Here is a 14653-nt window from a genome sequence, read left to right on the forward strand (position 1 = left end):
ACGTAATGAAAAAGCTATTCGCCCTGGCACTTCTGCTGGTGGCTGCCTGCTCCCACGCCAAAGAGGGGATGCTGGCGGGCAATCTGACCAGCGTCGGCTCGGACACGCTGGGCAACCTGATGGCGCTGTGGGGCGAGAATTTTAACCGCCTCTATCCTGGGGTGAATGTGCAGATCCAGGCGGCGGGATCGTCAACGGCACCGACCGCGCTGGCAGCGGGCGCCGCCCAGCTGGGGGCGATGAGCCGCCCGATGCAGACGGTGGAGCGCCAGCTGTTTGAGGACAGCTACGGCTACCCGCCGCTGGCCGTGCCGGTGGCGATGGATGCGCTGGTGGTGGTGGTGAATCAGGACAATCCGCTGATCGGGCTGAACGCGCAGCAGCTGGATGCCATTTTCTCCATTACCCGCCGCTGCGGCGCGCGGTCGGTGCCGCAAACCTGGGGCGATCTGCAGCTGAATCAGCCGGGATGGGCGCAGCGCGGGCTGCAGCGCTTTGGCCGCAACTCTGCGTCCGGCACCTGGGGTTTCTTTAAGCAGCAGGCGCTGTGCAACGGTGATTTCCGCAATGATGTCGGTGAGTACCCGGGTTCTGCTGCGGTGGTGCAGGCGGTGGCCGCATCCCTGAATGGGATTGGCTACGCCAGCGCCGGCTTTCATATCAGCGGGGTGAAGATTGTGCCGGTGGCGCGTGAAGGTCACGACTGGATCGCGCCGAGCGCGGAGAATATTCGCAGCGGCCGCTACCCGTATGCCCGCCCGCTCTATATCTACGTGAACAAGGCGCCCGGCAAACCGATGGAGCCGTTAACCGCCGCGTTTCTGCGCTTAGCGCTGTCGCCGCAGGGGCAGGCGCTGGTCAGCCAGGCCGGGTATCTGCCGCTGTCGGATGCACAGATGGCCCAGGCCAGAGCGATGTTGGCACCCTGATTCCCCGCCTGACAGGTGAGGCATGCCTCGCCCCTACATACGCTCTGGCGTAGGGGGCAGGCATGCCTGCCCCGTTGTCATTTCCGCATAATGAATTTATTTCATGCGTGATGAAATTTCCTCGTTTGCCGTGGCAGGCCTCTCATGACACTCTTAGTGACAGACATATAGACGTCCAGAAGTCTATAAATAACTTCACGTAATTGTTACGTCACTAAATTACGCGCCCGCCGTGGCGCAGCCAGGAGCAAACTCATGACTCATCCTATTCATTACCGTGCTGAAGTCGTTGGCAGCTTTTTACGTCCGGCCGCCATCAAGCAGGCGCGCAAGCAGTTTGAAGCGGGTGAAATTGACGCCGCAGCGCTGCGCAGCGTAGAAGATGAGGCGATCCGCCAGGTGGTGGCGCAGCAGCGTGCCAGCGGTTTGCAGGTGGTGACGGACGGCGAATTCCGCCGCGCCTGGTGGCACTTCGACTTCTTCGATGGTCTGGACGGCGTTGAGCGCTATGAAGCCGAGCAGGGTATTCAGTTTAACGGCGTGCAGACCAAGGCGCGCGGCGTAAAAGTGACCGGCAAGCTGGGCTTCAGCAACCACCCGATGCTGGAGGATTTCCGCTTCCTCAAGAGCATCAGCGGCGATGCTGTGGCGAAAATGACCATCCCAAGCCCGAGCGTGCTGCACTTCCGCGGCGGGCGCAAAATGATAGATGCGCAGGTTTATCCGACGCTGGATGCCTATTTCGACGACCTGGCGCAAACGTACCGCGATGCGATCAAAGCCTTCTACGATGCCGGTTGCCGCTATCTGCAGCTTGACGACACCGTGTGGGCTTACCTGTGCTCGGACGATCAAAAGCAGCAGATCCGCGAACGTGGAGATGACCCGGAAGCGCTGGCGCGCACCTATGCTCGCGTGCTGAATCAGGCTATCGCAGGTAAGCCGGATGACCTGACTATCGGTCTGCACGTCTGCCGCGGTAATTTCCGCTCGACCTGGATCTCTGAAGGCGGCTACGAGCCGGTGGCGGAAATCCTGTTTGGCGGCGTCAATATCGATGCGTTTTTCCTTGAATATGATAATGAGCGCTCGGGGGGCTTTGAGCCGCTGCGCTTTATCAAAAAGGGAGAGCAGCAGGTAGTGCTGGGCCTGATCACCACTAAGACCGGCGAGCTGGAAGCGGCGGAAACCGTGGAGCAGCGGATCAAAGAGGCCGCACAGTTCGTCAGCCTTGACCAGATTTGCCTGAGCCCGCAGTGCGGTTTTGCCTCGACCGAAGAGGGCAACAGCCTGACGGAAGCGCAGCAGTGGGCCAAGCTGCGCCTGGTGGTGGATATCGCTAATCGCGTCTGGTAACGCCTGCATCAAAATGTGTACAGGGCGCGTATTTGCGCGCCTTTTGTGCATATGAGGCGATGTTAATGCAGAAAATAAGCGCGATGGGAGTAAAAAACATACAAATCATGTAACGCCTTTTTTGCAGAAGATAAAGATATGCACTGCTTATGCAGTTTTTTGCGCTATATCATCCTGCTTTTCCGATCCCGTATTGCCTTTCTCCCCTATAAACGTTCTACTTAGCCCCGTTTTTTCGCAATCCCCTGCATACAGAGAATAACCTGCTCAGAATCGCTGCCTGTTCGAACAATAAACGGTGTAATTCACTGCATTGTTATGATCTGACGACGTTTTTAGAGCAAGCGGGGCAGATGTATTACAGCATCACGACTTTTAACATCACCACAGGCAACACGATTCTTATGACGCATCGTTTAACTTCTAAAGACATTCTGGCGCTGGGCTTTATGACTTTTGCCCTGTTTGTCGGCGCCGGAAACATTATTTTCCCGCCAATGGTCGGGATTCAGTCCGGCGAACACGTCTGGATTGCCGCCCTTGGCTTCCTGATTACCGCGGTAGGCCTGCCGGTGATCACCGTGATTGCGCTGGCGCGCGTCGGGGGCGGTATTGATGCTCTCAGCTCACCAATCGGTAAAGCTGCGGGCCTGGTGCTGGCTACCGTCTGCTACCTCGCCGTTGGCCCGCTGTTCGCCACGCCGCGTACTGCCACCGTGTCGTTTGAAGTGGGTATTGCCCCGCTGACCGGCGACGGCCCGCTGCCGCTGTTTATTTACAGCCTGATTTACTTCGTGCTGGTGATTGGCATTTCACTCTACCCGGGCAAACTGCTGGATACCGTTGGCCACGTGCTGGCGCCGCTGAAAATTGTCGCGCTGGCTATCCTTGGCGTTGCGGCGCTGCTGTGGCCTGCGGGCGGTCTTGCACCGGCAACCGCTGACTACCAGCGTGCGGCGTTCTCCAGCGGTTTCGTCAATGGTTACCTGACCATGGATACCCTGGGCGCGCTGGTGTTTGGCATCGTGATTGTTAATGCCGCCCGTTCGCGCGGTATCAGCGAGGCGAAACTGCTGACCCGCTACACGGTGATTGCCGGTCTGATTGCCGGCGTGGGCCTGACGCTGGTCTATCTGGCGCTGTTTAAACTTGGCTCAGACAGCGCGGCTATCGTCGATCAGAGCGCCAATGGTGCCGCTATTCTGCATGCCTACGTGCAGCACACCTTCGGTGATATGGGCAGTTTCTTCCTTGCGGCGCTTATCTTTGTCGCCTGCATGGTCACCGCCGTGGGTCTGACCTGTGCCTGTGCTGAGTTCTTTGAGCATCATTTGCCACTCACCTATCGCCAACTGGTGTTTATTCTTGGCTTGTTCTCGATGGTGGTATCCAACCTCGGCCTCAGCCAGCTAATCCAATTCTCAATTCCAGTGTTAACTGCGATTTATCCGCCGTGCATTGTGCTGGTACTCTTGAGCTTTACGCTGCGCTGGTGGAATAAGAGTACGAGAATTATTGCGCCAACCATGCTGGTCAGCCTGCTGTTCGGTATCGTTGATGCAATTAAAACCACCCACTTTAAAGACGTGCTTCCTGCCTTTACCCAAAATCTGCCGCTGGCCGATCAGGGTCTGGCATGGTTGCCGCCTTCACTGGTGATGCTGGTATTGGTAGCCGTGTACGATCGTATTTCTGGCCGCCAGTCAGTTACTGCGCATCAGCAATAGCGTTGTAAACTTTCCCCTTTTCCCCTTTGGAAAAGGGGAATCGACAGGTGGAAATATGACAAGTACAACACTCAAAAAGGGACTGAGTACCCGCCATATTCGTTTTATGGCTCTGGGTTCGGCTATCGGCACCGGGCTGTTTTATGGCTCGGCAGATGCCATCAAAATGGCCGGTCCCGCCGTTCTTCTTGCTTATGTTATTGGCGGTATCGCCGCGTATATTATTATGCGTGCCCTCGGCGAAATGTCGGTCAATAACCCTCAAGCCAGCTCTTTCTCTCGCTATGCACAAGACTATCTCGGTCCACTCGCCGGCTATATTACAGGCTGGACCTACTGCTTTGAAATCCTAATTGTAGCCATTGCTGATGTGACCGCATTTGGTATCTATATGGGCGTCTGGTTCCCGGATGTGCCGCACTGGATCTGGGTGCTGAGCGTGGTGCTGATTATTGGTGCTATCAATCTGGCGACGGTAAAGGTGTTTGGTGAGGTGGAGTTCTGGCTGTCGCTGTTTAAAGTGGCCACGATAATTGTGATGATCCTCGCGGGTCTTGGCATTATCTTCTGGGGCATCGGTAACGGCGGCCAGGCAACGGGTATCAGCAATCTGTGGACCAACGGCGGCTTTGTGCCCAATGGCTGGATTGGCGTGGTGCTGTCGCTGCAGGTGGTGATGTTTGCCTTCGGCGGTATTGAGATTATTGGCATTACCGCTGGCGAAGCGAAAAATCCCCAGGTGTCGATTCCGCAGGCGATCAACACCGTTCCGCTGCGCATCCTGGTGTTCTACATCGGCACGCTGTTTGTCATTATGTCGATCTATCCGTGGAACCAGGTAGGGACCAACGGCAGTCCGTTTGTGCTGACTTTCCAGCATATGGGGATTGCGGCTGCGGCAGCGATCCTCAACTTTGTGGTGATTACCGCCTCCCTGTCGGCGATTAATAGCGATGTGTTTGGCGTTGGGCGCATGCTGCATGGTATGGCGCAGCAGGGGCATGCACCGAAGATATTTTCCACCGTTTCTAACCGGGGCATTCCGTGGGTCACGGTGCTGGCAATGATGGCGGCAATGTTAATTGCGGTTTATCTCAACTATCTGATGCCGGAAAAAGTGTTCCTGGTCATCGCCTCGCTGGCTACCTTTGCCACCGTCTGGGTGTGGATTATGATCCTGTTTTCGCAGATAGGTTTCCGCCGCACGCTGACGCCGGAACAGCGCCAGCAGCTGAAGTTTACGCTGCCCGGGGGGCCGTTCACGGCGGTGGTGGGAATTATCTTCCTGGCCTTTGTGATCTGCCTGATTGGCTACTTCCCGGATACTCGCGTGTCGCTGTATGTCGGCATCGCGTGGATAGCGCTGCTGGTGATTAGCTGGCAGTGGGTGAAGCGCCGGATTCATTGATACTCTGCGGGCCGATCGCTGTTTGCGTCGGCCCTTTCTGTTTATTGCGGGTAATTTACCGGGATCGCCAGCGCAGGGTCGATATGCTGCCTGATACGCTGCAGCGTGGCCTGATACGGGCAGAGCGTACCCACTGGCGTCATCTTACAGCCGTTAAAGGTCAGTTCGGTCAGCAAAGGTGGCTGCTGAGCGCTGAGCGGCGTCAGGTTGCGGATCTGATCGAGGCTCTGGGCCTGGAACAGAACACGCAGGTAGCGCTTACCGCTGCTATTATCCTGCCAGCGCTGGAAAATCAGGCTGCCCGCCGGTGGCACGCTGCCGCGCGGGTAATCGCCCTGGGTCCAGCTGAAGTCGAGCAGGGTGCGCAGGTAGGCGATATTGACGTCGTGCGCCACAAACAGCAGCCAGCGGGTGTCAGGTGGCGCATTCTCCTGCAGCGTGACGCCGCTCTGCAACGCTTTGGCTATCTGGTCCATTAACAGTGAGCCGCCGCGCTGTGCAACATAGGGCTGATCGTTAGTGGCATCATATTTTGGCGTCTGCATCGCCATCAGTTTGCCGATCTGCGCCGCACTGGCGGCATGCCCAAAGGCCACTTCACTCAGCGGTTTATTCTCACTCCACTCCAGCCGCAGCGTTTCTGCCATCGCAGCCAGCGTATCCAGCCCGCTAATCATAATGCGGCCATCGCGGGCAAATTTAATCTCCCAGGCTTGATCAAACACCGGGCAAGGCGAACCGGCCTGACATACGGCATTTTTCAGCAGGTCTATTTCGGGTTTAAACCGCTGCTGCGCCGCAGCCAGGCTGCCGCCCAGCGCATTGAGCGCACCCTTGCGCTGCGTCTCTTCATCCAGCGTGGCATAGCCCGGGCTGTCATTCTGGAACAGCGGGTCGTTATGTTGTGCCGAGTGATGCACGCGGATACCGCAGCCGGGGAAGGCGGCGTCAGTCAGCGCCTCCGCCGTGGCCAGAGTGCGCTTGAGCGGGCTGGACCAGACGTAGACCTCTTTTGCGCTCGGGCAGCCAGCGCCCAGTAAGCCATGCTGGCGATAGCTCTCGGCCTGATACTTGCCTTTCAGCCAGGCAGCAGTGTAACCGTGCCCGGTCAGCTGGCCGTCAGCAGTCAGCCAGCTTGCCCACGCCCGACCGCTGGCCGCTTCCATCTCTTTACGGTTGCCGGCGGTCGGTGGGCGCACGCCGTGGCGGCTGACCTCCACCACCTTTTCCAGCACGTAGTGAGGTTCTGCCCCGGCGTTCAGGCTGGCGGTAAGGCAGCAGGCGGCGAGTGAGAGAGTGCGGAGGGATTTTTTCATCAGGTCATCCTTGCAGGGAACGCGCTATTCGACAGATATGATGGCAAATTTTCAGCATCAAAAGGGACATAAGAGGTGGGGAGAGAGTAAAGCACGGGCGAAAAAAAAGCCCGCCGAAGCGAGCTTTTTTTGAAAACGGCAGCAATTACAGCTTAGTTGCGTTCTCGGACAGGTACTTAGCCACACCTTCTGGAGATGCGCCCATACCTTCTTTTCCTTTTTCCCACTGAGCCGGGCACACTTCGCCGTGCTCTTCGTGGAACTGCAGCGCGTCAACCATGCGCAGCATTTCATCAACGTTACGGCCCAGTGGCAGATCGTTAACAACCTGGTGGCGAACCACACCGGCTTTGTCGATCAGGAAAGAACCACGCAGAGCAACGCCCGCATCCGGGTGCTCGATGCCGTAAGCTTTCTGGATTTCACGTTTGATGTCAGCAACCATCGCGTACTGAACTTCGCCGATGCCGCCTTTATCAACTGGCGTTTTGCGCCATGCGTTGTGCACGAACTCTGAGTCGAAGGAAACGCCGACTACTTCCACGCCGCGCTTCTGGAATTCTGCATAACGCTTGTCGAAAGCGATCAGCTCAGAAGGGCAGACGAAGGTGAAGTCCATTGGCCAAAAGAACACAACGGTGGCTTTACCAGCGGTGTGTTTTTTAAAGTTGAAGTTTTCTACGATCTCACCGTTGCCCAGCACAGCTGCGGCGGTAAAATCAGGGGCTGGACGAGTTACCAGGACCATGTTCACTCCTGTAGAAGTAAGTTGAAATAAGGGGACAAGACGCAGGCAGTATATGATCTGCGTCACAGTGCTAACCAGCGCTAAACGCCGATTATTGAGATAGGTTGTACCTATCAAAAATCTTTGAATAATAAAGCAGTTTCATACAATAACCTTTTTTACAAAAAGGGCAAGGTGTAAAACTGCGCTCGCCTGTTTACAGCGCTTTCTGCACTGCCTGCGCCATCATGCGCGGATAGAACTGCCAGAAAAACTCTTCAAGCTGTTGATAGTTATCGATGAAATCCTGGTAGCTCTCTGCCAGTGCTGCCAAACGTGGGCGACGGCTGGCCATGCCGCGCAGCACATTTTGCAGATAAGCGGCCTCCGCGTAGCGCTCCATCCAGCGCTGCTGCCATAAATAGCGGTTAAGATTCTGGAACGACTCAGGCGTGCTGGCTAATTTCGGGGCGATCACATTTCTGGCATCACGCAAAAAATCTGGCAGGGAAATTTCCGGCACCAGTTTATCCCAGTGTAATGACAGAAAATGGTCCCAGATGACATCCAGGGTAATCGGCGCGACGCGGCGGGTTTCCGTGCGGAAAAACTGGCGCGCCGCACGTACCTCCGGCAGAGAGTCGGTCATCACATCGACGCGGCGATGCATCGCGATGCCGTCAGCGATCGGTGCTGGCCACTGCGGATAGGGGTTGCCGCGAACGCAATCGGCCATCAGATTGCCCAGCAGCGAGCTGTCGGCCAGGTGGGCGAGGTGAAGGTGTGCAAGATAGTTCATGCGATGATTCTATCCCACTTTTTGCAGAGTTTACGCAGATTGTTTAGCTATGGTCAGTTTTCAGCTAGAATGTGCGCCCTGATTTCCCAGACTGTGAATGATCATGCGCGTTGCCGATTTTACCTTTGAGTTACCTGAATCTTTGATTGCCCACTACCCGCAGGCTCAGCGCAGCGGATGCCGCCTGCTGAGCCTTAACGGCCCGGACGGTGCGCTGTCGCACGGGGTTTTCACCGATTTATTGCACAAACTCAATCCAGGCGACCTGCTGGTATTTAATAATACGCGGGTGATCCCGGCGCGTATTTTTGGCCGCAAGGCCAGCGGCGGCAAGATTGAAGTGCTGATCGAACGCATGCTCGATGACACCCGCGTGCTGGCCCACGTGCGCTCCTCGAAAGCGCCGAAGCCGGGCACAGCGCTGCTGCTGGGCGACGATGAGAGCGTGCAGGCGACGATGGTGGCACGTCACGATGCGCTGTTTGAAATAGAATTTAACGATGCTCGCCCGGTGCTGGATATCCTTAACGCCATCGGCCATATGCCGCTGCCGCCGTATATTGATCGGCCGGATGAAGATGCCGACCGCGAACTGTACCAGACGGTTTACAGCCAGAAGCCGGGGGCGGTCGCTGCCCCAACCGCCGGCCTGCACTTTGATGAGCCGCTCTTGGAAGCGCTGCGTGAGAAGGGGATCGAGACGGCTTTCGTCACCCTGCACGTCGGGGCGGGGACCTTCCAGCCGGTGCGCGTCGACAGCATAAAAGATCACATCATGCATGCCGAGTATGCCGAAGTGCCGCAGGAGGTGGTTGATGCGGTGCTGGCCTGCAAGGCGCGCGGCAACAAGGTGATCGCGGTTGGCACCACCTCAGTACGCTCGCTGGAGAGCGCGGCGCAGGCGGCAGAAGACGCGCTGATTGCCCCGTTCTTCGGCGATACCAAAATCTTTATCTACCCGGGCTATCACTATCAGGTGATTGATGCGCTGGTGACCAATTTCCACCTGCCAGAATCAACGCTGATTATGCTGGTATCGGCGTTTGCCGGCTATCGCCACACCATGCATGCTTATCAGCAGGCGGTGGCAGAGCAGTACCGTTTCTTCAGCTATGGCGATGCCATGTTTATCACCCGAAATCCTGAGGCTTACGCCGAGATCCCGGGCCAGTAATCTCCCCGGACGGGACACTCCCGTCCTTTATAACCATTTGCATCGGACTGTTTATCCGGTGGAGGCAATGTGAAGTTTGAATTAGACACAACCGACGGCCGCGCGCGTCGTGGCCGCCTGGTCTTTGACCGTGGCGTGGTAGAGACCCCGGCATTTATGCCCGTGGGCACTTACGGCACCGTAAAAGGCATGACGCCGGAAGAAGTGCAGGATACCGGTGCGCAGATCATCCTCGGCAACACCTTCCATTTATGGTTGCGTCCGGGCCAGGAGATCATGAAATTGCACGGCGACCTGCACGACTTTATGCAGTGGAAAGGGCCGATCCTGACTGACTCCGGCGGCTTCCAGGTCTTCAGCCTGGGCGACATTCGTAAGATCACCGAAAAGGGCGTGCACTTCCGCAACCCGATTAACGGCGATGCGATCTTCCTCGATCCTGAAAAATCGATGGAAATTCAGTACGATCTCGGCTCTGATATCGTAATGATTTTCGATGAATGTACACCGTACCCGGCCGACTGGGATTACGCTAAGCGTTCAATGGAGATGTCGCTGCGCTGGGCGCAACGTAGCCGCGATCGCTTTGATTCCTTAGGGAATAAAAATGCCTTATTTGGCATAATCCAGGGCAGTGTTTACGAAGATTTACGAGATGTGTCAGTTAAAGGACTGGTAGAGATTGGCTTTGATGGGTACGCTGTGGGCGGCCTGGCGGTCGGTGAGCCAAAGGAAGATATGCACCGAATTCTCGAGCACGTCTGCCCGCAGCTTCCGCAGGATAAACCGCGCTATCTGATGGGCGTCGGTAAGCCACAGGATCTGGTGGAAGGCGTCCGTCGCGGTATTGATATGTTTGACTGTGTGATGCCGACGCGTAATGCGCGTAACGGCCATCTGTTTGTGACCGACGGGGTGGTAAAAATCCGCAACGCGAAGTACAAAGATGACACGTCGCCGCTGGATGCTGAGTGTGATTGCTACACCTGTCGCAATTACAGCCGTGCATACCTGTATCATCTTGATCGCTGTAACGAAATTTTGGGTGCGCGTCTGAACACCATCCACAATCTGCGTTACTATCAGCGCCTGATGGCCGGTTTACGCCAGGCTATCGAAGAAGGTAAGTTAGAGCACTTCGTGACCGAATTCTACCAACGGACGGGGCTGGCGGTTCCGCCATTGCCGTCTGATAATTAAACAATGAGGGAAATTTAATGAGCTTTTTCACTTCTGATGCCGTGGCAGCCGCAGCTCCATCTCAGGGAAGTCCTTATTCTCTGGTGATCATGCTGGTGGTATTTGGCCTGATTTTCTACTTCATGATCCTGCGCCCACAGCAGAAACGTGCGAAAGAGCACAAGAAACTGATGGACTCTATCTCTAAGGGCGATGAAGTGCTGACGACCGGTGGCCTGGTCGGTCGCGTGACCAAAGTAGCTGAAACTGGCTATGTTGCTATCGCACTGAACGAGTCCACTGAAGTTGTAGTCAAACGTGACTTCGTAGCTGCCGTTCTGCCGAAAGGTACCATGAAGGCGCTGTAATCTTTTGATTTCCCTAAGGGAACTGCCGTGTTAAACCGTTATCCTTTGTGGAAGTACATCATGCTGATCGTCGTATTACTCGTCGGTCTGCTGTATGCACTGCCCAACCTGTATGGTGAGGATCCGGCTGTTCAGGTCACTGGTGCGCGCGGAAGCGCCGCCAGTGAGCAAACGCTGGTTCAGATCCAGAATGCATTAAAACAAGATAATATCCAGAGCAAATCACTGGCACTGGAAAATGGCGCTATTCTGGCGCGTTTTGCGAATACCGACGTGCAGCTGCGCGCGCGTGAAGCGATTATGCAGGCTCTTGGCGAGAATTACGTAGTGGCGCTTAACCTCGCCCCGGCTACTCCAACCTGGCTCGCGATGCTGGCCGCAGAGCCGATGAAACTCGGTCTCGATCTGCGCGGCGGCGTTCACTTCCTGATGGAAGTCGATATGGATACCGCTCTGGGTAAACTCCAGGAGCAGAACATCGACAACCTGCGTAGCGACCTGCGTGATAAAAATATTCCTTACGTTAACGTGCGCAAGACCGACAACTACGGTCTGGAAATTCGTTTCCGCGACGCAGGCGCACGTGACGAAGCGGTGAGTTATCTGACCGGCCGCCATCGCGATATGGTTATCAACAGCAGCGGCAGCAATGCCCTGACGGCGGTAATGAGCGATGAGCGTATGCGTGAAGCGCGTGAATATGCGGTTCAGCAGAACATTAACATTCTGCGTAACCGTGTTAATCAGCTTGGCGTAGCGGAACCACTGGTACAGCGTCAGGGTTCTGACCGTATCGTGGTTGAACTGCCGGGTATTCAGGATACGGCACGTGCTAAAGAGATCCTCGGCGCGACAGCGACGCTGGAATTCCGTCTGGTTAACACCAGCGTGGATGCCACCGCTGCAGCTAACGGCCGCGTACCGGGTGACTCTGAAGTGAAAGACACGCGTGATGGTCAGCCAGTGGTGCTGTACAAGCGTGTGATCCTCACCGGTGACCATATTACCGACTCCACCTCAAGCACCGATGAATACAACCAGCCTCAGGTTAATATCTCCCTGGACAGCGCTGGCGGTAACATCATGTCCAACTTCACCAAGGACAGCGTCGGCAAAGCGATGGCAACCCTGTTTGTTGAGTACAAAGACAGCGGGAAGAAAGATGCCAACGGCCGTGCCATTCTGGCGAAGCAGGAAGAGGTGATTAACGTGGCGAACATCCAGTCCCGACTGGGTAACAGCTTCCGTATTACCGGTATCAACAACCCGAATGAGGCCCGTCAGCTGTCGCTGCTGCTGCGTGCCGGTGCGTTGATTGCGCCAATCCAGATTGTGGAAGAACGTACCATTGGTCCAACCATGGGTGCGCAGAACATCACTCAGGGTCTGGAAGCCTGCCTGTGGGGCCTGATCGCTTCCATCGTCTTTATGGTGGTTTACTACCGTAAGTTCGGTGTGATTGCGACCTCTGCACTGGTGGCGAACCTGGTATTGATTGTCGGAATCATGTCACTGCTGCCGGGCGCAACGCTGACCATGCCGGGTATTGCCGGTATCGTGTTAACGCTGGCGGTAGCCGTTGATGCCAACGTACTGATTAACGAACGTATCAAGGAAGAGCTGAAGAATGGGCGATCCATTCAGCAGGCGATCCATGAAGGCTATAAAGGCGCGTTCTCCAGTATTATTGATGCCAACGTCACGACGCTGATTACCGCGATCATTCTGTACGCTGTGGGCACCGGCTCGATTAAAGGCTTTGCGATCACCACCGCCATCGGCGTTGTGACCTCAATGTTTACTGCCATTGTCGGTACCCGCGCCATCGTAAACCTGTTGTACGGCGGCAAACGCATCAACAAGCTGTCTATCTGAGGAGTGCGATGTGGCACAGGACTATAGCGTTGAACAACTGAACTACGGCCGTAAAGTCCATGACTTTATGCGCTGGGACAAAGTGGCCTTTACTCTTTCGGGGCTGCTGCTGATTGCTTCCTGCCTGATTATGGGCCTGAAGGGGTTTAACTGGGGTCTGGACTTCACCGGTGGTACGGTGATTGAAATTACCCTGGAAAAACCGGCTGATATCGAGCAGCTGCGCGGCGCGCTGGAGAAATCCGGCTTCGTCGACCCGCAGGTGCAGAACTTCGGCAGCAGCCGCGACGTGCTGGTTCGCATGTCGCCAAACGAAGGCAATGCCGGTCAGGAGCTGGGCAACAAGGTGGTGACTATCATCAACCAGGCCAGCCAGCAGAATGCCACCGTTAAGCGTATTGAGTTCGTCGGCCCGAGCGTGGGTAGCGATCTGGCGCAGGCGGGCGGTATGGCGCTGCTGGTGGCTTTGATTGCCATCCTGATTTACGTTGGCTTCCGCTTCGAATGGCGTCTGGCACTGGGGGCGGTACTGGCCCTGGCGCACGACGTGGTGATCACCATGGGGATACTCTCACTGTTCCACATTGAGATTGACCTGACCATCGTGGCGTCGCTGATGTCGGTTATCGGCTACTCGCTGAACGACAGTATCGTGGTATCGGACCGTATTCGTGAGAACTTCCGCAAGATCCGTCGCGGTACGCCTTACGATATCGTCAACGTCTCGCTGACGCAGACGCTGAGCCGTACCATCATGACCTCTGCCACCACGCTGGTTGTGGTGCTGATGCTATTTATCTTCGGCGGTGCGCTGCTGGAAGGCTTCTCGCTGACCATGCTGATCGGTGTTTCCATTGGTACCGTTTCTTCAATCTATGTGGCTTCGGCGCTGGCATTGAAGTTGGGTATGAAACGTGAACACATGCTGCAGCAGAAAGTGGAAAAAGAGGGCGCAGATCAGCCTTCAATTCTGCCTTAACCAGACGGGTTAGGAGCCAGAGCGGGCGGACCGAAAAAGAGGTCCGCCCCGACAAAAAAGCCGCATCGGATGATGCGGCTTTTTTTATGGCGCGGTTTTCACCACCACATCATGGATGCGCACATAGCCCAGCTGCTCCGGCGGCAGGTTGCTCAGGCGCAGCGAGACAGTTTCTTCACTCTTAGGCAGCAGCGCGCTGTCGACCTGAATCTGCTGTGACTGGCTGTTGACGGTGAGGGGTTTGCCGGTGGCGGCGTCCAGCTCGCCCCATTCCACTTCGGCAGTGAAGGCAGGGAGCGGGGCGTCATTGGTAGCATGAATTTGCAGGATCGCGCGCGTGCCGTTGGCTTCCGCCTCCACATGGCTTAGCGACAGCTTGAGGTCACCGGCCTGGCTTTTCAGCACCACGCCGGTTTTTGCTGCGGGTAACAGCCAGGCACCCTGCGCTGAGCCGCTATTGAGATTACCCTGCCTTTCCAGTGCGCTGGCCTGAGTCGTCAGCTGGCGCATCTCTTGGCTCAGCTTTCCGACCTCATTATGCAGCTGGCTGATTTTCGGCTGCGGCGGGGTAGCGGCACAACCTGCCAAAAGCAGCAGAGAACTGACCAGCGAAAGTCTGAGATAAGCCGTTGTCATTGTTCATTTCCTTGTGATTAAACCGATTCACTTTATCTTAGAGCAAACGGGTCTTAACCGCCCGCAGATAAATCCTCTGTTTTGTTGCGCAAGACCGATAAAATTGGTGCGTAATTACCGAGCCGGCTTTGGCAGCAGGACACGATCGCGGTACACTAACCGCTAATTTTCAGGATTATC

At 56.0% G+C, this 14653-nt stretch carries 13 protein-coding genes; 9 read left to right on the forward strand and 4 right to left on the reverse strand.

Going from position 1 to position 14653, the window contains the following annotated elements:
• The first annotated feature begins 5 nt into the window (after window positions 1-5).
• The 4 genes from J2Y91_RS13380 (at window position 6) to proY (ending at window position 5420) form a co-directional block, all read left to right on the forward strand.
• Window positions 6-929: a PstS family phosphate ABC transporter substrate-binding protein gene (locus J2Y91_RS13380; RefSeq protein WP_253538571.1), complete on the forward strand. Its 924-nt coding sequence runs from the start codon at window positions 6-8 to the stop codon at window positions 927-929.
• Between the two features lie 255 nt (window positions 930-1184).
• Complete coding sequence (locus tag J2Y91_RS13385) at window positions 1185-2285, forward strand: cobalamin-independent methionine synthase II family protein (RefSeq protein WP_253538574.1); 1101 nt, start codon at window positions 1185-1187, stop codon at window positions 2283-2285.
• A gap of 404 nt (window positions 2286-2689) precedes the next feature.
• Window positions 2690-4012, forward strand: a complete 1323-nt coding sequence (brnQ, locus tag J2Y91_RS13390; protein WP_253538577.1) for a branched-chain amino acid transporter carrier protein BrnQ — start codon at window positions 2690-2692, stop codon at window positions 4010-4012.
• A gap of 55 nt (window positions 4013-4067) precedes the next feature.
• The gene (gene proY / locus J2Y91_RS13395) at window positions 4068-5420 is read left to right on the forward strand and encodes a proline-specific permease ProY (RefSeq protein WP_253538581.1); all 1353 of its coding nucleotides are present in this window, start codon (window positions 4068-4070) and stop codon (window positions 5418-5420) included.
• 41 nt (window positions 5421-5461) lie between these two features.
• Here the strand turns inward: proY and J2Y91_RS13400 are convergent, their stop codons facing one another.
• The 3 genes from J2Y91_RS13400 to J2Y91_RS13410 all read right to left on the reverse strand — a co-directional run bounded on the left by J2Y91_RS13400 (window position 5462) and on the right by J2Y91_RS13410 (window position 8262).
• Complete coding sequence (locus J2Y91_RS13400; protein ID WP_253538584.1) at window positions 5462-6736, reverse strand: histidine-type phosphatase; 1275 nt, start codon at window positions 6734-6736, stop codon at window positions 5462-5464.
• A gap of 145 nt (window positions 6737-6881) precedes the next feature.
• A complete protein-coding gene (locus tag J2Y91_RS13405; RefSeq protein WP_048916968.1) occupies window positions 6882-7484 on the reverse strand; it encodes a peroxiredoxin C in 603 nt (200 codons plus the stop codon).
• Window positions 7485-7680: 196 nt separating this feature from the next.
• Window positions 7681-8262 (reverse strand): ACP phosphodiesterase, encoded by a 582-nt coding sequence (locus tag J2Y91_RS13410; RefSeq protein ID WP_133624292.1) that lies wholly within the window; start codon window positions 8260-8262, stop codon window positions 7681-7683.
• Between the two features lie 103 nt (window positions 8263-8365).
• Here J2Y91_RS13410 and queA point away from each other — a divergent pair, with 103 nt between their 5' ends.
• The 5 genes from queA (at window position 8366) to secF (ending at window position 13837) form a co-directional block, all read left to right on the forward strand.
• Window positions 8366-9436 carry a tRNA preQ1(34) S-adenosylmethionine ribosyltransferase-isomerase QueA gene (gene queA, locus J2Y91_RS13415; protein WP_133624291.1) on the forward strand — a complete coding sequence of 357 codons (1071 nt, stop codon included), beginning with the start codon at window positions 8366-8368 and terminating at the stop codon, window positions 9434-9436.
• Between the two features lie 69 nt (window positions 9437-9505).
• On the forward strand, window positions 9506-10636 hold the full coding sequence (gene tgt / locus J2Y91_RS13420) for a tRNA guanosine(34) transglycosylase Tgt (protein ID WP_048916966.1): 1131 nt from the start codon (window positions 9506-9508) through the stop codon (window positions 10634-10636).
• 17 nt (window positions 10637-10653) lie between these two features.
• A complete protein-coding gene (yajC, locus tag J2Y91_RS13425) occupies window positions 10654-10983 on the forward strand; it encodes a preprotein translocase subunit YajC (RefSeq protein ID WP_133624290.1) in 330 nt (109 codons plus the stop codon).
• A gap of 27 nt (window positions 10984-11010) precedes the next feature.
• Window positions 11011-12858: a protein translocase subunit SecD gene (gene secD, locus J2Y91_RS13430; protein ID WP_133624289.1), complete on the forward strand. Its 1848-nt coding sequence runs from the start codon at window positions 11011-11013 to the stop codon at window positions 12856-12858.
• Window positions 12859-12868: 10 nt separating this feature from the next.
• On the forward strand, window positions 12869-13837 hold the full coding sequence (secF, locus tag J2Y91_RS13435; RefSeq protein WP_048916963.1) for a protein translocase subunit SecF: 969 nt from the start codon (window positions 12869-12871) through the stop codon (window positions 13835-13837).
• 84 nt (window positions 13838-13921) lie between these two features.
• On the opposite strand, the gene J2Y91_RS13440 is transcribed toward secF, so the two are convergent.
• Window positions 13922-14473, reverse strand: a complete 552-nt coding sequence (locus J2Y91_RS13440; RefSeq protein ID WP_253538586.1) for a SadB/YajI family lipoprotein — start codon at window positions 14471-14473, stop codon at window positions 13922-13924.
• Window positions 14474-14653: the final 180 nt, after the last annotated feature.

Source organism: Erwinia aphidicola (assembly GCF_024169515.1).
GTDB lineage: Bacteria > Pseudomonadota > Gammaproteobacteria > Enterobacterales > Enterobacteriaceae > Erwinia > Erwinia aphidicola.